A 19492-nucleotide genomic window follows, 5' to 3' on the forward strand; every position below is an offset into this window, starting at 1 on the left:
CTCGGTCGGGCCGTGCACCGGCGCACAGTCTCGATGGGCTGGTTCACAAGTGCCCGAGTGGCTACGCCCCGACCTCGGAACTCGCCAGGACCAGCGGCGAAGCCACGGGTGCGCCGCCGTTCGCCGCAGACGCTCGATCGGATCCCGCGCCGGCCGGAACAGGTTGCGGTGCTTCGGTTTCCGATGCCGATGTGGCCGAGGCCAGAATCAGCTCGGCCACCTTCGGACCGGCCTGCTCCAGGCTGAACGAGCGACCCATCTGCAGGGACATCAGATCGATGCCCAGCGTCTTGGTCACCCGCGCGCCCAGTTCGACCGCCATCAGTGAATCCAGACCCAGTTCCGGCACCGGGACGGTCATATCGATCGACTCCACCGGAACGCCCATCACCACGGCGAGTTCCCCGGCCATCTTGCGGGCGATGAACGGTCCGCGCTTGACCTCCTCCATCTCGGCCAGCTCGTCCCGCAACCGGGCCAGCTCCGAGGTGTCCTTGGCCGAGGCCTGAGCCAGCGCGATGGTGCGACCGGTCCGGGCCAGCTGCGGGAAGGTGCCGGTGAGTTTGGCCCAGTCGGTCGGAATGATGGCCGCCCGGGTCGCGCCCAGGCGCAGGGTCTGCTCCAGATAGGCGGTGGCATCCGCCATATCGATGACGCCGAATCCGACCAGATCGAGATATTTCACCGCGGTCTCGTCCGCGGCCATACCGCCGGTCGCACCGGACAGGTGACCCCAGCCGACGCACAGCGCCCGCTCGCCCGCACGGGACCACTTCTCGGCCAGCGACTCGACCGCGACATTGGCCGCGCAGTAGTTGTACTGACCGTAGATCCCGTACATCGAACCGCCGGAGGAACACAGTACGAACATGTCCAGCGTGATACCGGCGTCCGCGACCGCCTGATGCACCACCTGCGCGCCGTGCACCTTCGGCCGGTACACCCGGTCGAGCTGATCGCGTTCCATCAGCGCGATGCGGTTGTCGGCCACCGCACCCGCCGCGTGGAACACCCCGCGCAGCGGATGTCCGGCGGTGTGCGCACGAGCCACCATCGCCGCGACGGCCTCGGCGTCGGTGATATCGAGCTTGCACTCGAGCACGTCGACCCCGATGGTGCGCCACGCCTCGAGCTGCCGCCGCACTTCCTCGGTGGCCGCACCGCTACGTCCGGCCAGCAGCAGTCGCCGCGCACCACGCATGACCAGCCAGCGGCCGATGGCCATACCGAAACCGCCGAAACCGCCGGTGACCAGATAGGTTGCCGCACCATCGATTTCGAGCTCCGGTAGATGCGGCCGGACCGGCGGTTCCGGATCGTCGATGCGCAGGGCGATCCGGGTGGTGCGGGTCGAGCGGATGGTCTCCTCGAACGCCTTGGCCACATCGCGGGTATCGAACATGGTGTACTCGAGCGGCTGGTACACCCCCTCCAACACCCGCTGGTAGACCCGCTGCAGCAGGGCGGTGAGCCGTTCGGGACGCACCGCGACCAGCCGGTCCAGATCCATCGAGTAATAGGCGACGTTCTTGTCGAAGTTGCTCATCTCGAGCAGCCCGCCGGTGTAGATATCGGCCTTGCCGACCTCCACGATCCGCCCGAATTCGGCCACGGCGTTGAAGTTCTGCCGCAGGATCTCCCCGGGGGCGCTGCTGAGCACCACGTCCGCGCCGACGCCGCCGGTGATCCCGAGCACGTCGTCGACGAAGTTCAGCGACCGCGAGTTCACCGCGTAATCCGCTCCGAGGGTCAGGATGTGCGCGCGGCGCTCGTCGGTGCTCGCGGTACCGATGATGCGGGCCCCCCGCGCCTTGGCCACCTGGATCGCGGCGGTGCCGACACCACCGGCCGCGCCGTGGATCAGCACCGTCTCCCCCGGCTCGAGCCGGGCCAGATCGTGCAACGCGTATTCGGCGGTGCCGAAAGCGATTGTGCTGGTGCAATATCCGGGATCAGTGTCCGGCGGCAGCGGGATGGTCAGCGATCGGTCGGCGATGGCGAACCGCCGCATCATGCCCTTCGCCGCGATCGCCACCAGATCGCCGACGGCCAGATCGGTGACGCCCGCACCCAGCCGGGTGATCGTCCCGACGCCCTCCATACCCGGCACGGTGCCGAAATAGGTCGGCGCGAGTTCGCGTTCGCCGAGCAGACCGATGACCTTCAGCGGATCCTTGTAGTTCAGGCCGATGACCTGCACCCGGACCTCCACCTGACCGGGACCCGGTGCGGGGCGGGGACATTCGCGCCACGCCAGCGCGGACAGCACCCGCGAGCGCGGCAGTTCCAGGGCGAAGTTGGCCTCCGGATCGGTGAGCGGCCGATCGGTGTCCAGGTCCTCGATCCGTTCGGGCAGTGGTTTGACCACCACCGGAACCCAGCGCGCACCCCCGCGCAACAGCACCTCGTCGGAGTTGTCGAGCGAGAATGCCCCGGGCACAGCCAGTTCCGCGACCAGATCGGCGACCGGTGTGCCGGGTTCGGTGTCGATCAACCGCCAGCGCAGCGCGGTCTGCTCGTTGAGCAGCACTCGGCGCGCACCGGCGAGTGCGGCCTGCGCCGGCTCCGGCGGGGTCGGGGTGTCCGGCAGTGCGAAGGCCCGCTCGGTCACCAGGGTGGCATGACAGGCCCCGTCGCCGAAGACCGACTGCGGTGTCCCGTCCGTGGATTCCGGATTCGCGAAATCGTATACGGCGACGGCGATTCGCTTGAGGGTCCACAGCTCCGTGACATCATCCGGCTGTTCGGGCCCGGCGACCAGGACGACGTGCAGCCGCTGGGTGCCCTCGTCCCGTCCGGCCTGCAGCAGCTCGAGCAGTTCCGGCTCCAGTTCTGGTCCGGGCGAATCCACTTGGTACAGACGTGATCCCGGGATCACGCTCGCTAGTTCGGTTGCGCGCGAGCTTTTTCCGAGCGCGACGATCAGCGTGGTGGCCGATCCGGCGTCGGCCAGGGCGGCCGGGTCGATCGGATCGCGCTGCTCCATGGTGTCGGCGTAGTAGAAGTCGACCATCCGGTGCAGCGGATCGTCCCCGGGACGCAGGGCGCCGATCTGCAGGCCGGTCAGACGCATCACCAGATTCTGGTCGGCGTCGAGCAGATCCACGTCCGCGCGCAGCCGCGCCTTCGGATCGCGCCGGGCCACCACGGTGATGCGTTCGGGCAGCGGGGCGAGCAACCGCACCGCGTTCACCCCGACCGGGACCATGGTGCCCTCGTTGATCCGCTCGTCGGCGAACAGCAGAGCCGCGCTCTGCATGGCCGCGTCCACCACCGCCGGGTGCGCCAGATGTCCCGAGCCCTCGGCGATACTGCCGTCCACGGTCGCCACCGCGACATCCTCGCCGACTCGCACGTCCACCACGCGCCGGAAGGCCGGGCCGTACTGCAGACCCGCGGCATCCAGACCGGAGTAGAACATCTCCGGATCGATGTCGACCCCGACCTCGATGCCGGGCACCCGGGCGAAGGTCTGCTCGTGGCTGCCGGTCAGCAGGCGGCCGTGCGCGTGCACGGTCCACGCCTGTCCGGTCGCGCCGCGCGATCGGATCAGGAAGCGCCCGCTGGCCTCCTCCACGCTCAACGCCACCAGCGGCACGTCCGGTGCGCCCATGATCAACGGAGCGACGAACCGGACCTGTTCCAGGCCAACACGTTTGACGCCCAGTCTGGTGGCCGCGGCACTGAGCGCGGCGTCCAGGTAGGCCGCGCCGGGCATGATCTTCACCCCGTTGACGACGTGGTCGGCCAGCCACGGCAGCAACTCGCCGCCGACCTGCAACAGCCAGTCCGGGCGGCCCTCCAGATCCGGATCGCCCAGCATGGCGTATCCGTCGGGAGTGCCGAGGCGCGCCTGCTCGAAAAGCGGGAGCGCCGAATGCAATCGGGTGCGCTGCCAGGGATAGCGCGGTAGCGGCAGATGCGGTGTGGCCGGGCGGTCCGCCGGGAACAGCGTGTCCACCGCGAGCACCCCCGCGGCGTACAGGCCGATCAGGGAGCGCCGGATACTCTCCGAATCCGCTTGGGTGCGATCGAGTGTCGGCACGGTGGTGCCGTTGACGTCCGCGCCCAGCAGCGTCTCGCGAATGTTGCCCGAGAGCACCGGATGCGGGCCGACCTCGAGGAACACCCGACTGTCCGCGGCGATCAGGGCGGCGATCGCGTCGCGGAACAGCACCGGCCGGCGCACGTTGGCGCACCAGTACTCCGCATCCCAGTCGCCGTCGGTGACCCGTACCCCAGTGACCGTGGAGTACAGCGGCACGATCGGCGGCTGCGGTTTCAGCTCGGCCAGTTCGGTGCGCAGCTCGGCCAGGATCGGATCCATCAGCACGCTGTGATACGGCACCTCCACCCGCAGCCGCCGCGCGAAAACACCTTCCCCGGTGAGTTTTTCGGCGATCTCGTCCAGCCGTTCCACATCACCGGACAGGGTCAGCGAGCTTGCGCTGTTGATCGCCGCGATATCCACCCGCGCGTCGTCGCCGACCAGTTCGCGGGCCTGATCGGGGCTCAGGCCGACCGCGAGCATGCCGCCGGTTCCGGCGGTGGTCGCCTGCAACCGGGCCCGGTGGTACGCGACCCGCACGGCCTCGGGCAGGGTCAGCATCCCGGTGACGTACGCCGCGGACACCTCGCCGACGCTGTGGCCGACCACCGCGGCGGGCGTGATGCCGTACTCGGCGAGCTCACGTACCAGCGCGACCTGGACCAGGAAGTTCGCGGGCTGAGCCACCTCGGTGCGGGTGACGCGCGACTCGTCCTCGGGCCGCTGCAACTCCTCGATGATCGACCAGCCCGACAGCGCCCGGAACTCCGCATCGATGCGCTGCGCGGTCTCGGCGAAAACCCCGCCGGCGGCGAGCAGTTCGCGTCCCATCCGCCAGTGCTGCGGGCCCATGCCGGAGAAGACGAAGACCGGTTCGGCCACCCGCGAGAGGATCGTGCGCGCCGCGTCGCGGCCCTCGCCCCCGGCGAACTGGCGCAGCTGGGAGATCAGCTCGGTGGTGTCGCCGTCGACCAGGACGCCGGTGCGGTGGGGATGGTGCGCCAGCCGGGTCCAGGCCGCCTCGGCCAGATGGTCCGGATCAGCGCCCGCGGCAAGCAGATCGGCGAATCGGCCCGCCTGTGCGCGGGCCGCGGCGGTGCCGCGCGCGGAGATGGGGAGGATGCCGAAGTGCTTGTGCTCGCGGCTCGCGCTCGCCATCGGTTCGCGGTACTCCTGCAGGATCGCGTGCGCGTTGGTCCCTCCGTAGCCGAATCCGTTGACCGCGATGGTCATCGGCACACCACCGGGTGCGAGCTGCTCGGCCTCGAGCTGGACGCTCAGGCCCAGTTCCTCGAATGGGATATCCGGATTCGGTTTTTCCAGCCAGCCCTGCGGCGGAATCGTGCGGTGCGCGATCGCCAGCGCCGCCTTGATCACACTCGCCACACCGGCCGCGGCCTCGGTATGTCCGATGGTGGATTTCACCGATCCGACACCCAGGGTGCCGGTGCGTCCGGCCGGTGCGCCGAAAACCCTTCCCAGCGCCCGCAATTCGACCGGATCACCGACCAGGGTCCCGGTGCCGTGCGCTTCGACGTAGGTGATCTCGTCCGGCTTCAGGCCCGCGCGCGTGCACACCCGACGCGCCAGGGACTCCTGGGATTCCGCGCTGGGCACGGTGATCGCGGTGGTGCGCCCGTCCTGGTTCGCACCTGTGGCCTTGACCAGCGAATAGATCCGGTCGCCGTCGCGGACCGCGTCCTCGAGCCGCTTGAGCACCACCATGCCCGCGCCCTCGCCGCGGCCGTACCCGTCTGCGGAGGCGTCGAAGGATTTGCAGCGGCCGTCGGTGGCCAGGAATCCGCCCTTGCACATCAGCACGAACGTCTCGGGCTGCAGCATCACGTTGACGCCACCGGCCAACGCCACCTCGCAGTCGCCGTTCTCCAGCGCCTGACAGGCCAGATGGAAGGCCACCAGCGAGGAGGAGCACGCGGTGTCGACCGTCAGCGCGGGCCCGGTGAGGTTGAGCGCGTAGGCGATTCGGTTGGACAGCATGGTGTATGAGGCGCTGGCCGGGGTGTGCATGTCGGTGTGGAACAGCGCCGGGCCGACCACGCCGATCACCGACTGGTCGACCACGAATCCGCCGACGTACACCCCGACCGGCGCGCCGGTCGCCCGCCCGGCCACACCCGCGTCGTCCAGAGCCTCCCAGGTCACCTCGAGCAGCAGCCGCTGCTGTGGATCCAGGACCGTCGCCTCGCGCGGGGAAATACCGAAGAAGTCCGGGTCGAATTCCCAGGGGTCGATCGTCATGAACGCCCCCCGCTTGGTGTAGGCGCGACCCGGCGTGCGCGGTTCGGGATCGTAGTATCGTCGGTAATCCCAGCGGTCGGCCGGAATCTCCACCACTCCGTCCCGTTTGTCGACCACGAAATCCCAGAACGTGTCGGGCGAGTCGATCCCGCCCGCGAATCGACAACCGATACCGACAATTGCAATATCAGACACGCAGTTTCCTCCCGAGCTCGGGATATGTCATCGCCGCCCAATTCGGCGATCCGTGTAATTCAGCACCCCGTACAGTTGACAGGCCCGGCTCAGTGTATCGACGCATAACGAGACGAACAGTCCCGCGAGCACATTTTGTGCCGTCCTCGGACACGCCCTGCCCGCGACTGTGACATTGCCCAGGACGCGCTGGTGAGCGGCATGGCCGCCCAGCCAAAGGCGTATCGCACGACTGGATCGAGCCACAATGCGGCACTCGGTATCGCTCACAATACGGACAGCGTGTCATTGTGTCGTTTCGGAATACCCGACCTATCATCGATGAATTCGCACATGCGCGGATAGGATCCCATCGGCGTTCGGCGTGCATACCGGTCGCCACGCATATACCGATATTCGACGCGGCAGGGAGGCGGCCTTTGTTCGCCGATTTCACACGCTGGGCGGACGTGGTCGTTCGACGGCGGTTCACGGTGATCGTGGTACTGCTGGCCGGGCTGTTGGCACTGGGCGTCTACGGAATGGATCTGCACGATCGGCTCAGCGCCGACGGCTGGGACGATCCCGGTTCGCAGTCCATCCGCGAGGCTCGTATCAAGGATGAGACGTTCGGGCGCAACCACATTGCCGATGTGCTGGTGCTCTACCACGCGCCGTCCGGACGCACCGTCGACGATCCGGTGTTCTCCCGGACCGTGGTGAACAGCCTGAACAGTCTGCCGCAACGCTTTCCGGAGCAGATCGCCAAGGTCAACGGAACCTACTGGCACACCTCGACGGGGCTGTCGCTGCCGGATGTCTTCGGCTCAGCGGATCGTCGATATGCCTTCGCCTCCATCGCGATCCGCGGCAGCGACAACACCGAGGTGATGCGCAACTACCGGCGCGTCGCGGGGGCGTTCACCATTCCGGGCATCGATATGCAGGTCGCGGGCGGGCAGCCGGTCGCCGGGGCGCTCAACGACACCATGGCGCACGATCAGATGCGGATGGAACTGTTCGCCATCCCCGCGGTCGCGGTGCTGCTGTTCTTCGTCTTCGGCGGGGTGGTCGCCGCGGCGCTGCCACTGATCGCGGGCGGGCTCACGGTGATCGGCGCATGGGGCATCATCCGGGCGATCACCACCGTCACGGACGTGAATTCCTTCGTCTCCCCGGTGGTTTCGATGATCGGCCTGGGGCTGGCGATCGACTACGGACTGTTCATCGTGAGCCGATTCCGCGAGGAACTCGCCGACGGGCACGACGTACCGGCGGCGGTGCGGCGCACGGTGGCCAGCGCCGGACGTACCGTGATGTCCTCGGCGACCATCGTGGTGGCCGCGTCGGCGGCCATTCTGCTGTTCCCGCAAGGCTTTCTGCGCTCGTTCGCCTATGGCGCGATGATCACCGTCGCACTGGCCGCACTCACCGCGGTCACCCTGTTGCCCGCCATGCTCGCGGTGCTGGGCCGGCGTATCGACCTGTTCGGGTTCCGCCGGTTCCAACGCACCCGCGGCACCGCCGAGGATCCGGACAACCGCTGGGGGCGGCTGGCCGGGTGGGTGATGAAAAGACCGCTGGCCGTCGGGATTCCGATCGTCGCCATCCTGGTGCTGTTGATCGCCCCGGTGCGCGACATCACGTTCGGCGGGATCAGCGAGCGGTTCCTGCCGCCGGACAACCAGACCCGCCTCGCGCAGGAACACTTCGACCGGATCTTCCCGCTGCGTCAGACCGGCCCGGTCTCCCTGGTCCTGATCACCAACGACACCGGGGAGGTGCCCGGCGTAATCGAAACCGCCGATCGCGCGCCGGGTCTGGCCGCGCCGTTCCCGAAACCGGTGCAGGGCAACTCGAATCCGAACGTCTTCACCACCGACACCGTGCTGCTGGATCCGCATCACCCCGACCCGGCCATCGACTACCTGCGTTCGATGCCGTTGCCCAGGGGCACAACGGTTCTGGTGGGTGGTACGCCCGCCGAACAGCGCGACAGCGTCGACGCGCTGCTGCATCGGCTGCCCTGGATGATCGCCCTGGTCTTCGTCCTGACCACCGCGCTGATGTTCGCCACCTTCGGTTCGATCGTGCTGCCGCTGCAGGCCGCTGCCCTCAACCTGCTCGGTCTCGGGTCCACCCTGGGCATCTTGACCTGGATATTCGTCGACGGACACGGCTCGCGCGCAATGAATTTCACCCCACAGCCGATCATGGCGCTGGTTCTGGTGCTGATCGTCTCGGTGATCTACGGGCTGTCCACCGATTACGAGATATTCCTGCTGGCCCGCGTCGTCGAGGCGCGCCGGGCGGGCGCGTCCACCGTCGAGGCGGTCCGCTCCGGGATCGCGCACACCGGCCGGATCATCACCGCCGCGGCGCTGATCCTGCTCGTGGTCACCGGCGCGTTCGCACTCTCGGATCTGGTCATGATGCAGTACATCGCGTACGGCATGGTCGCGGCTCTGTTCATCGACGCGACTATTCTGCGCATGCTGCTCGTCCCCGCGACGATGCGCCTGTTCGGCGATATCTCCTGGTGGTCCCCGCGGCTGCGCACCCGCACACGCCGCCGGCCGCCCGGCGGCCCGGAACCCGCCGAGCCGGATGCCGAGGCAACCCCGGAGGTTGTCCATTCCGCCGCCCCGTGATCCGGGCCGAATCTCTGCCCACGGACGGCCGCTTCCGTCACATCAGGCTGTCACGTGAATCCCGCTGCCGCCCAATGAAGCACACCGCTCGCCGGGAAACAGGTATTCCGGACCGCCGCATCCGATGAGCAACCCGGGCGAATCCGGCGACACGGTTCGACCGGTCGGCCGCGATGGCTCCCCACCGTGTGCGCCCTCCCACCGAGGCGTTGCCCGTACTCTGCTGGGACGATCACCGGGAGGGTGGATGTCCGAGGAGAACGCACCGGCCGGACGCCGACGCGATTCGGCCGCGACCCGCGCGGCACTGCTGAGCGCCGCTCAGGAATTGTTCGCCGAGCGCGGATTCGAGCGCGCCACGGTGCGCGATATCGCCGCACGCGCCGGAGTGAACCAAGCGCTGCTGTTCCGCTACTTCGGCACCAAGGACGAACTGTTCCGCGCCTCGATCACCGATCGCGGCCGCCGCGTGCTCGCCGAGGGGCCCGACGACGCGCTGCTGGGCCGCATGCTCGAGCGCATGCTGCAACCGGGCGAGACTGCCGCCCAGGGATATTGGTTGCAGGCCGCGCTGCGTTCGAGCGGGCACGACGAGGGCACCGCGGCGATCCGCGCGCAGCTGGGCCAGGAATACGTGCGCGCGCTGTCCACCCTGACCGACGAATCCGATGCGGAGCTGCGCGCGGATCTGCTGCTGGCGTGGTTGCTGGGCATCGGGCTGATGCGTTCGGTGCATCAGCGCGATCCGCTGGCCGGGGCCGATCCCGACGCGGTTGCCGGTCATGTGCTGCGGGCCGCGCGAGTGCTGCTCGAGCGCATGGATGTGAATTTCCCACCGCGATAACGATATTCATCCGTTGACGGGCCCCGGGGACCACCTTACGATGCTTCTGTAAGCAACTGCTTACATCGCTTGCACGCCGTGAGCGACGTGGGGGAAGGGAGTTCACATGAGCGTCGACTCGCCGGTACGCGACTACCCCTTCGGTGATCCGGTCCGGCTCGAGATCCATCCGCTCTTCGAGCAGTTGCGCCGGGACGAACCGATCAGCCGGGTGCACCTGCCCTACGGTGGCGACGGCTGGCTTGTCACCCGGTACGAGGACGTCAAATTCGTACTGGCCGACCCGCGGTTCAGCCGCGCGGTCACCGTGGACCGGGAGGACATCCCGCGCGCGGTTCCCCAACCCTCCCGGGCCAATTCGCTGCTGAGCATGGATCCGCCCGAGCACAGCCGCCTGCGCAAACTCGTCGCCAAGGCGTTCACCAGCCGCCGGGTGGATCTGCTGCGCCCGCGCGCCCAGCAGATCGTCGATCAGCGCCTCGACGAGCTCGAACGCACCGGCGCACCCGCGGATCTGGTGGCGAATCTGGCTCTGCCGCTTCCGGTTACGGTGATCTGCGAAATGCTGGGCGTGCCACCGGAAGATCAGCACCGGTTCCGCGACTTCTCCGACGCGATTCTGTCCACCACCGCCTACACCGCCGAGGAGATCACCTCGGCCCGCACCGGACTCGAGACCTACCTGGCCGAGGTCGTCGCCGAGCGCCGCGCCGCGCCGGACACCGGCGACGATCTGATGGGTGCGCTGGTCGCCGCCCGCGACAACGACGACCGGCTCACCGAGGAGGAGCTGGTCCAACTCGGCATCACGCTGCTCATCGCCGGGCACGAGACCACCGCCAACCAGATCGCCAACTTCACCTATCTGTTGTTGTCCACGCCCGGCCAGTGGGAGGCGCTGCGCGCGGATCCGGATCTGGTGCCTGATGCGGTCGAGGAACTGCTGCGCTACGTGCAGCTCGGTTCCGGTGGCGCCTTCGCCCGGGTGGCCACGGAGGATGTCGAGGTGGGTGACACCATCGTCCGCGCCGGTGACGCGGTATTCGTCAACACCCAGTCCGCCAATCGCGACGAAACGATCTTCCACGACCCGGCCGAACTCGATCTGACCCGGCGACACAATCCGCACATCGCCTTCGGGCACGGCGTACACCACTGCCTCGGCGCGCAACTGGCGCGGGTCGAGTTGCAGGTCGCGCTCGGCTCCCTGCTGCACCGGTTCCCGCGGCTGCGCCTGGCCGTCCCGGCCGAGGAGGTCCCGTGGAAGACCGGCCTACTGGTGCGCGGGCCCGTCGCGCTGCCGGTGACGTGGTAGGAGTGCGCGAATGAGCGATCAGTGGCGTATCTCGGTGGACCGCGAGACCTGTATCGGCTCGGGGATGTGCACGGGCACGGCCGCGGCGCATTTCACCCTCGTGAACGGCTATTCGAGTCCGGTCGCCGAATCGGCCGATCCGGACGAGAGCATTCTCGATGCCGCGGAATCCTGTCCGGTCGAGGCGATTCTGGTGCGTGCGGCCGATTCCGGAAAGGTGCTGGCACCCGAACAGTGAGTCGAAACGGGTCGCGGCGAGCGATCGCCGCGGCCCGGCCCGCACCGCGGCGAAGGTCTCGCTCCGCTGTGCGAATCCTGTGAGGGAGAGCCCTTTTCGCGATCGTGCGGCAGGATCGAAGCATGCGAAAATGTTGTAACGATCGCACCCTGTCCTCGCCGACCGGGGGCGGACGGGCGCAGAGGCGCGGAGGTGGACGTGGAATACTGACCCGGGTGCGGGCACGATGAGCCAGACCCACGATCCCGAACACACCAGCGGATCGCAGCCCGCCCAGGAACCGACCACTAGCGACATACCGGCCACCGCTAACACGGGGATCGGTGAGGACGAACAGAACACCGTGACCGAATCGACCCCCGGCGAACCGACCGAAGCCAACCCACCATCCGGCAAGGACAGCCGACCCGGAACACCACCGGCCGCATCCGACGCACCCCGGGACGCCTCCGCCACCTCAGGCAGCGCCGCGTCCGAAGACGCTGGCACGCAAGACGATACGAACAAGGCGTCCGATTCCGGCAAGACCGCCGCCGGCGCGGAGGCCACGACCACCCCGCGTGACGCCGACGCGGCCACAGTCGCGATTCCGAGCGCCGACGCGGCCGCGACCACCGCGATCCCGGCCGCGGCATCGCCGAGCGCACCCGCCACTCCCGGACCCGCCGACGCGCCGACGACGATTCTGTCGTCGTCGACGCCCGTCGCACCGCCCACCAAGGTCGGACCGGCCGCGCCCGGTACCTCGACGCCCGGCCCCGGACGCGCGACGTGGCTCCTGGTCGCCGCGGCCGTGGTGATCGTCGTGATCGCCGTCGGCGCGGTCTTCCTGGGCCGGTCCGGGAGCGATCACGGCAGTGGCGGGAGCGCCGCCGAGAGCACCACGCCCACGGTCCCGGCCGCGACGATCAACGTTCCGGCCGCCGCGAACCCGATCAATCCGAGCGTCCCGATCACCGTTTCGGCGACGGGCGGCCACCTCACGTCGGTCACGGCGACCACTCCGGACGGCAAACCGCTCGCCGGCACCATGGCCCCCGACGGCCTGAGTTGGACCAGCACAGATTCGCTGGCCTTCTCCAGCGCTTACACGATCACCGCCGACGCGGTGAACTCCGCTGGTGCGCACACCAAGCAGAACTTCACCGTCAACACGATGTCCACGGACAACATCAGCACCGCCTACGCGAACGTCGTGCCCGCACCGGATGTGGTCGCCAATACGGGTATCGGTGTCGGACAGCCGATGGTGTTCCAGTTCACCAAGCCGGTGACCAACAAGGCCGAGGTGCAGAAGCATCTGCACGTCACCGTCACCCCGGCGCAACCCGGCGCGTGGTACTGGGTCGACGACAAGGATGTGCACTACCGCGGCCCGAACTACTGGCTGCCGGGCACCAAGATCCACATCGAGGCCGATGTGGTCGGCCTCGACCTCGGCAACGGTGTATTGGGGGCGGAGAACAACAGCGCCGACTACACCGTGCACGACGCCTGGGTCGCCAAGGCCGACGGCAACACCGACCAGCTCACCATCTTCCAGAACGGCAAACAGGTCAACCAGATGCCGATGAGCCTGGGCTCGCCCGGCTTCCCCTCGCACGAAGGCCCGCACGTCATCTCCGACAAGCAGCCCTCGATCGTGATGGACTCGTGCACCTACGGCACCTGCGCCGGACAGCCCGGTTACTACCGCGAGACCGTGGCGCTCGACGAACGCATATCCAACGACGGCGAATTCGTGCATTCCGCGCCGTGGTCGGTCGGGCAGCAGGGCAGCAGCAACGTCTCGCACGGATGTGTGAACCTCTCGCCCGACAACGCCCAGTGGTTCTACGACCGCTTCGGCATCGGCGACGTCGTCGAGATCACCAACTCCGGCGGTCCCGCCCTGCCGGTGTGGGACACCTACGGCGACTGGGAGGTCCCGTGGCAGACCTGGCAGGCCGGTAACGCCGGCAGTTAGCAGGTCCGACCCGCCGTCGCGGCCGCGTCCGCCGGCCGCGACGGCGGGACACGTTCGGAATGTCCGGATTGGACCCCCGTTACCGGACGTGATAAGAGAATTCATGTGCCGGATTCCTCGTTGACACGTTCCGTTTCACTGGCCCGACCGATACCGGATGCGAATTACGCACTGGCACAACGGCTTTGCATTCAGTGATGGGGAGGACGAAACAGTCGGTCGAATCCGGCCGACAGCAGAGCTCATCCGCCGCCCGTCCCGCGGCCGCATACCGCCTGGATCTCGACGGTCTGCGCGGTGTGGCCATCGCGCTGGTGGTGCTCTTCCACATCTGGTTCGGGCGGGTGTCCGGCGGTGTGGATATCTTCCTGGTCCTGTCGGGTTTCTTCTTCACCGATCTGCTGGTGCGGCAGATCGAATCCGGCGGCGCGGTGCGCGTGCTGTTCACCGTGCGGCGCACGCTGCGCCGACTGCTTCCGGCACTGGTCGTGGTGCTCGCGGCCGTGGTGCTCGCGGTGGTGACGCTGCGCCCGATCACCCAGTGGGCCGATCTGGCCGATCAGACGCTGGCCTCGGCGTTCTATTACCAGAATTGGCATCTGGCGCTCGCGTCCTCGGATTATCTGGCCGCCGACCCATCGGTGAGCCCGCTGCAGCATCTGTGGTCGATGTCGGTGCAGGGGCAGTTCTATCTGGCCATCACGCTGGCGCTGGCCGTGGTGGCCTGGTCGCTGCGCAAGCTGGGACGTCCCGGGCAGGTGCGCCCGGCACTGCTCGTGCTGCTGGGCGTGCTCACGGTGGCGTCGTTCGTCTACGCGATGGTCGGGGAGAACGCCCAGCAGAGCTGGAACTACTACGATTCGTTCGCCCGAGCCTGGGAGCTGCTGGCCGGTGGGCTGCTGGCGATCGCCGCACCGTGGCTGACCATGCCCCGGATCATGCGCGCACCACTGGCGGTCGCCGGGCTGGTCATCGTTGCGATCTGCGGGGAGCTGGTGTTCGGCGCGGCCGTCTTCCCCGGCCCCGCGGCGCTGATCCCGGTCGGCGCGGCGGTGGCGCTCATCCTCGCGGGTAACAATCTCGAACCCGCCGCCCGGCCGCTACCGCTGCGCTGGCTGGCCACGCGCCCGGCCGTGGAGCTGGGCGCGATGGCCTATTCGCTGTACCTGTGGCACTGGCCGTTCCTGATCTTCTACCTCTCCGAGCGTGGCAGGCCGATGGCCGGCCCCATCGGGGGCCTGGGCGTCATCGGGGTGTCGCTGGTGCTCGCGTACGCGACCCGGCACCTGGTCGAGGAACCGCTGCGGATGCGTTCGGCGCGGGCGATCGCGGCCGAACAGGCCCAGCGGGTCGAGCAGGCGGTTCCCGTCCCCGCGATCCCGATGCGTTTCCGGCGACCCGTCGGCGCACTGGTCGCGGTGATCGGCGTTCTGGGAATCGGCGCGAGCGCATCCTGGCACCTGGCGATGGGCGCGAACGGGCCCAAACCACCGGCATGGCTGGATCCGGCGCAGTATCCGGGCGCGGAGGCGCTGGCCGCGGGCGCGCCGGTCCCGCAGACGCGGATGCGACCCACGGTTCTGGAAGCGCCCGCGGATCTGCCCTATCCGACCACCGACGGCTGCATCGCGGACTGGTCGACGACCGACCTGATCACCTGCGACTACGGCGACCGCAACGCCCAGCGCACCCTCGCGGTGGTCGGCAGCTCCCACGCCGAGCACTGGATTCCGGCTTTGCAGATCCTCGGCCGCGAGCACGGCTTCCGGGTGCGGGTGATGCTGAAGATGGGCTGCCCGCTGACCGTCTCGGACGATATCTCCTACAAGGGCGAGACGATTCCGGACTGCCGCGACTGGTCCCGTCAGGTGATCGACCGGCTGGGACAAGAACGTCCGGACTGGGTGTTCACCACCGGCACCCGCCCCCTGGACGGCCCCGGTGACGAAACCCCGCAGGACTATCTGGACGTCTGGTCCCAACTGGCCGATCGCAATCTGAACGTCGTCGCCATCCGCGACACGCCCTGGCTGCGCCACGACGGCATCCGCTACCGCGCATCGGACTGCCTGGCCGAAGGCGGCGACAGCACCAGCTGCGGGCTGCCCCGCGACTACGCCCTGAACCCGGTGAACCCCGAAGCCGAGCCCGCCGCGAGATTCCCGAACGTCTTCCCCCTGGATATGACCGATGCCGTCTGCGCGGCGGACACCTGCCCGGTCTCCGCAGGCAATATCCTCATCTATCACGACGAACATCACCTGACCGCGAACTACTCGCGATCCCTGGCGCCCGCGCTGGGCCGGGCGATGCGACCGATCCTGAAATGGTGGTGAGCGCACCGGGTTTCGCCAGTTGCACACCGCGAGTGACTGATTCATGCGGATGCGTGCGTGCTGCTTTCGAAGCGCAGTTGGCGAAATCGGTTATGCCGCAGCACATCATGAGGGACAGCTGAGCGGACGCCGACGAAAACGCTTGGCTGCTAACCTCGTTCGCGTCACGCTCCCCAATGTCGTACCACAAGAATCCGCGACGCCGCGTCAGGTGACGGGGGCGAGGCTGGGGCGCGCGGCCCCGGGCGGGGCGATCGCGGTCGCGGCCAGGCGGGCGGCCGCGCCGGCCAGCAGGGTCGCACGAGGGCCTGCGGATCGGTGATCCAGCCGCTGATCACGCTGTCGCCGGGAGTGCCGACGCGGCAAATGGACGGAGCGGGCTGTTGCCGATGCATTGCTGTCGGCTGGGCGGCGGTGCGAGCTATGGTATGTGATACCCGAAGCCCACGATCGGCAATAAAAACATGCAGGCCAGGTGGACATTCTTCAACGGCGGTGGTTATCGCGTCGCGATGAAAGTTCACTCGCTGAGGTCATAGCGTTCCACCGATTCCGGACCTGAATCGAAACCGAGGACGAGGGGAATCACTGATATGTCGGAGACGACGACTTCCACCACGGCGTGGCCGCGGCTGCGAGTGGCGGACTGGACCGATACCCGCGAAACCCTGCACATGTGGATACAGGTGGTAGGCAAGATCCGGCTCGCACACGCACCCTTGCTGAATCACTGGTGGCAGGTAACCCTCTATGTGAGCCCGCGCGGGCTGACGACTTCTTCGATCCCCTACGCCGATCGGCTCTTCGATATCGAATTCGACTTCGTCGCGCACCGACTGGTGATCCGGTCCGACAACGGCGACACTCGCAGCGTGCCGCTCGCGCCGAAATCGGTGGCACAGTTCTACACCGAAACCATGCAAGCCCTCGAGGAGCTGGGGCTAGAGACTCGAATTCAGGGCCGCCCCAATGAAGTCGATCCGTCGATTCCGTTCGCCGAGGACACCCGGCACACCTCCTACGATCCACAATCCGTGCAGACGTTCTGGCGGCAGCTCGTGCACGCCAACCGGCTACTCAACGAGTTCCGTTCCGCCTTCACCGGAAAATCCAGTCCGGTGCATTTCTATTGGGGTGCAATGGATCTGGCCTGCACCCGCTTTTCGGGACGAACCGCGCCCGAACACGGCGGCGGTGCACCACACTGTGCCGATTGGGTAATGGTGGAGGGCTATTCCCACGAGCTGAGCAGCTGCGGATTCTGGCCCGGCGGCGGCGCGGAAGGCGCGTTCTACGCTTACTCCTATCCCGAACCCGAGGGCTACCGTGAACGTCGGCTGCATGTGCCCGGCGCAGCCTACGACTCCGACCTGGGCGAATTCGTCCTACCCTATGAAACGGTGCGTACCGCGGAGGATCCGAACGCGCTGGTGGCCGAATTCCTGCGCGAAACATATGAGGCCGCAGCCGAACTCGGCCATTGGGACCGAAACATGCTCGAATGCGATCCGCAGCGGTGGTCCCGGAAGCGAGCTGCGGCGCCCTGGTCACTGCGCTGAGCCAATGGCAACAGCTCCTGTGGCGGACCGATCAGTCGGACACGAAGTCGGGTCCATAGGCCACCCTCGATGCCACTCCCGACCGCGACGAAACTCTGCAGGACTATCTGGACGTGTGGTCCCGGCTGACCGATCGCGGCCTGACCGTGGTGGCCACCCGCGGCACACCGTGGCGGTAAACCCGAGACCGAGCCCGCCGCGAGATTCCCGAACGTCTTCCCCCTGGATATGACCGACGCGGTCTGCGCGGCGAACACCTGCCCGGTCTCCGCAGGCAATATCCTCATCTATCACGACGAACATCACCTGACCGCGAACTACTCGCGATCCCTGGCGCCCGCGCTGGGCCGGGCGATGCGACCGATCCGGAAGTGGTGGTGAGCGCGCAACCACCAGGACCGGCGCGATTCGCGCATCACCGGGGTGACCGGCCGGACGATCGACGAGGCAGTCAGCAGAGGTAATCCAGTCGAGCGAAGGTGGTGACCGCGTATGACCGAGCACAGCAAGCGCACGATCGGGCTCATCTGGTCTCAGACCCCCGACCGCGTCATCGGCGCGGACGGCAGCATCCCGTGGCAGATCCCCGAGGATGTACAGCACTTCCAGGACGTCACGAGCGGCCGCACCATCATCATGGGTCGCCGCACCTGGGACGCGCTCCCCGAAGAAGCACATGCCGAATCCGACCGCCGCACGATAGTCATCACTCGCAATCCCGATTGGTTCGCCCCGGACGCCGAACGCGCGGGCTCGGTCGACGAAGCCCTCGCGATCACCGACCCCGAAGAAGTCTGGATCCTCGGCGGCGCTGAAATCTTCGCCGCCACAATTGAATTCGCAACAGTTATTGTAGTCACCGAAGTAGACGCCAAAGTCACCGGCGACGCCTACGCCCCCGAAATCCCCCCGCAGTTCGTACTCGCCTTCACCACCGGACGCACCCGCTCGATCAACGACGAGAACAGCTTCCAGTTCCGCAGTTACGCAAGGAAATAGATCCCCGCGAGCTGGCCGCTCAGCCCGCGGCGACCGGCATCTGCCATCGTGTCACGTTCGTGGCAGACATCTGTTCCGTGAGCTCCTTACAGGTGACGAACTCGCTGGACGGTGGCGCGAGGCAAAGGCCATCGTCCTGAGATCGGAACCCGATACAGTCCGGCACGGATCTCGAAATACAGTGTCTCGCCCCATCATCGGGGAATCAATTCGCTGTGCACGCTACGGTCACCCGAGAGCTTCGGTGCCCGTGTCGGCTACCGCCTCGTGATCGCGGCAGGATCAGGCACCTCGGCCGTCATCGCCTTCGATCCAGCCCACGTCGAGAACCAGCCCGAACGCATCAGCGCCAAGTTTGACTTGGCATCGATTACTCCACCGCGATTGTGGCGGGCCGGAACGACGAATCGCATGCCTTCGTGCTGCCCTCCTTGAACGACGGCTCTTCAATCCTGTCAACTCGGTGCCCACACCCCGCGGTGAACCTCGAACACCAGAGCGGTCACAGCGCCGTTCAATTAGCGTCCGTGATAGTGGGCCATCCACTACCGGTCAGCCTGCGGGCTGACACGGAATTCGTGGCCTGCGATGAACTGACCTGCCCCACCGGTTGGGTTCCGTCTCGGGTTGCTGAGTGACAGTCTTACCGAAAAGGCTGCCTCGCGTGCCACGCGCTTGTCCCACCGAATTCCGGACCCGAGCCATCGCTCTGGTCCGGGCAGGCAAACCGGCCGAACAAACCGCAGTCGAGCTCGGTCCATCCGGTCACGTTGTCGAAATGGTTGCGCCAGGATGCCATCGACCACGGACTGCGACCAGGCAAACCATCGGCGGAGTCGGCGGAATTGCGTGCGGCTCGCTGTCGGTCATGATCACCCCGATCGGCCGGGCGAGGTCGATGAATTGCCCTAGCCGGTCCGGCGCCGGCAACGTAGTCGCGGTGCGGCCAGGGACGACGGGTGATTTCTGCGGTTGGTGAACAGGTCGGTCACGATGATCAGGTCATCGACGTGGCAGCGGTCAAAGCGATGAATGCGGCCGCGAGGGCGGCACTCCCAACCTATCCGGGTAACCGTGCCCCAGCCGGAGGTCGTCCATATGGT

Annotated in this window: 10 protein-coding genes and 1 pseudogene; 10 read left to right on the forward strand and 1 reads right to left on the reverse strand. The window is 67.4% G+C overall.

From position 1 onward, the window contains the following. Nucleotides 1-61: 61 nt before the first annotated feature. On the reverse strand, nucleotides 62-6502 hold the full coding sequence (locus tag NV1_RS24450; protein WP_067895705.1) for a type I polyketide synthase: 6441 nt from the start codon (nucleotides 6500-6502) through the stop codon (nucleotides 62-64). A gap of 419 nt (nucleotides 6503-6921) precedes the next feature. Between NV1_RS24450 and NV1_RS24455 the strand changes: the two genes are divergently transcribed. The 10 genes and pseudogenes from NV1_RS24455 to NV1_RS45890 all read left to right on the forward strand — a co-directional run. Beyond that, entirely contained in the window at nucleotides 6922-9132 is a 2211-nt protein-coding gene (locus tag NV1_RS24455) for an MMPL family transporter (protein WP_067895708.1), read from the forward strand. Nucleotides 9133-9379: 247 nt separating this feature from the next. Continuing rightward, on the forward strand, nucleotides 9380-9976 hold the full coding sequence (locus tag NV1_RS24460; protein ID WP_067895710.1) for a TetR/AcrR family transcriptional regulator: 597 nt from the start codon (nucleotides 9380-9382) through the stop codon (nucleotides 9974-9976). A 106-nt stretch (nucleotides 9977-10082) separates the two neighbouring features. Then, nucleotides 10083-11291, forward strand: coding sequence for a cytochrome P450 (locus tag NV1_RS24465; protein ID WP_067895715.1), 1209 nt, complete (start codon nucleotides 10083-10085; stop codon nucleotides 11289-11291). Nucleotides 11292-11301: 10 nt separating this feature from the next. Next, on the forward strand, nucleotides 11302-11529 hold the full coding sequence (locus NV1_RS24470) for a ferredoxin (protein ID WP_067895718.1): 228 nt from the start codon (nucleotides 11302-11304) through the stop codon (nucleotides 11527-11529). Nucleotides 11530-12436: 907 nt separating this feature from the next. Beyond that, a complete protein-coding gene (locus tag NV1_RS24475) occupies nucleotides 12437-13495 on the forward strand; it encodes a L,D-transpeptidase (RefSeq protein ID WP_373864651.1) in 1059 nt (352 codons plus the stop codon). Between the two features lie 197 nt (nucleotides 13496-13692). Further along, entirely contained in the window at nucleotides 13693-15831 is a 2139-nt protein-coding gene (locus tag NV1_RS24480) for an acyltransferase family protein (RefSeq protein WP_067895721.1), read from the forward strand. Between the two features lie 593 nt (nucleotides 15832-16424). Continuing rightward, nucleotides 16425-17390 (forward strand): DUF5996 family protein, encoded by a 966-nt coding sequence (locus NV1_RS24485; RefSeq protein ID WP_067895724.1) that lies wholly within the window; start codon nucleotides 16425-16427, stop codon nucleotides 17388-17390. 228 nt (nucleotides 17391-17618) lie between these two features. Further along, nucleotides 17619-17771: a hypothetical protein gene (locus NV1_RS46615; RefSeq protein WP_157117328.1), complete on the forward strand. Its 153-nt coding sequence runs from the start codon at nucleotides 17619-17621 to the stop codon at nucleotides 17769-17771. Between the two features lie 111 nt (nucleotides 17772-17882). Next, on the forward strand, nucleotides 17883-18389 hold the full coding sequence (locus tag NV1_RS24490; RefSeq protein WP_067895726.1) for a dihydrofolate reductase: 507 nt from the start codon (nucleotides 17883-17885) through the stop codon (nucleotides 18387-18389). A gap of 664 nt (nucleotides 18390-19053) precedes the next feature. Continuing rightward, nucleotides 19054-19255 (forward strand): annotated as a pseudogene (locus NV1_RS45890) (transposase); the annotation flags it as partial. Between the last annotated feature and the right edge of the window lie 237 nt (nucleotides 19256-19492).

It is taken from the genome of Nocardia vaccinii NBRC 15922, from assembly GCF_001613305.1.
Lineage (GTDB): Bacteria > Actinomycetota > Actinomycetes > Mycobacteriales > Mycobacteriaceae > Nocardia > Nocardia vaccinii.

What these genes read in the sequence shown, in the direction of transcription:
- NV1_RS24460 (WP_067895710.1), top strand. Translation starts at nt 9,380, where the DNA reads ATGTCCGAGGAGAACGCACCGGCCGGACGCCGACGCGATTCGGCCGCG.
- NV1_RS24465 (WP_067895715.1), top strand. Translation starts at nt 10,083, where the DNA reads ATGAGCGTCGACTCGCCGGTACGCGACTACCCCTTCGGTGATCCGGTC.
- NV1_RS24470 (WP_067895718.1), top strand. Translation starts at nt 11,302, where the DNA reads ATGAGCGATCAGTGGCGTATCTCGGTGGACCGCGAGACCTGTATCGGC.
- NV1_RS24480 (WP_067895721.1), top strand. Translation starts at nt 13,693, where the DNA reads ATGGGGAGGACGAAACAGTCGGTCGAATCCGGCCGACAGCAGAGCTCA.
- NV1_RS24485 (WP_067895724.1), top strand. Translation starts at nt 16,425, where the DNA reads ATGTCGGAGACGACGACTTCCACCACGGCGTGGCCGCGGCTGCGAGTG.
- NV1_RS46615 (WP_157117328.1), top strand. Translation starts at nt 17,619, where the DNA reads ATGACCGACGCGGTCTGCGCGGCGAACACCTGCCCGGTCTCCGCAGGC.
- NV1_RS24490 (WP_067895726.1), top strand. Translation starts at nt 17,883, where the DNA reads ATGACCGAGCACAGCAAGCGCACGATCGGGCTCATCTGGTCTCAGACC.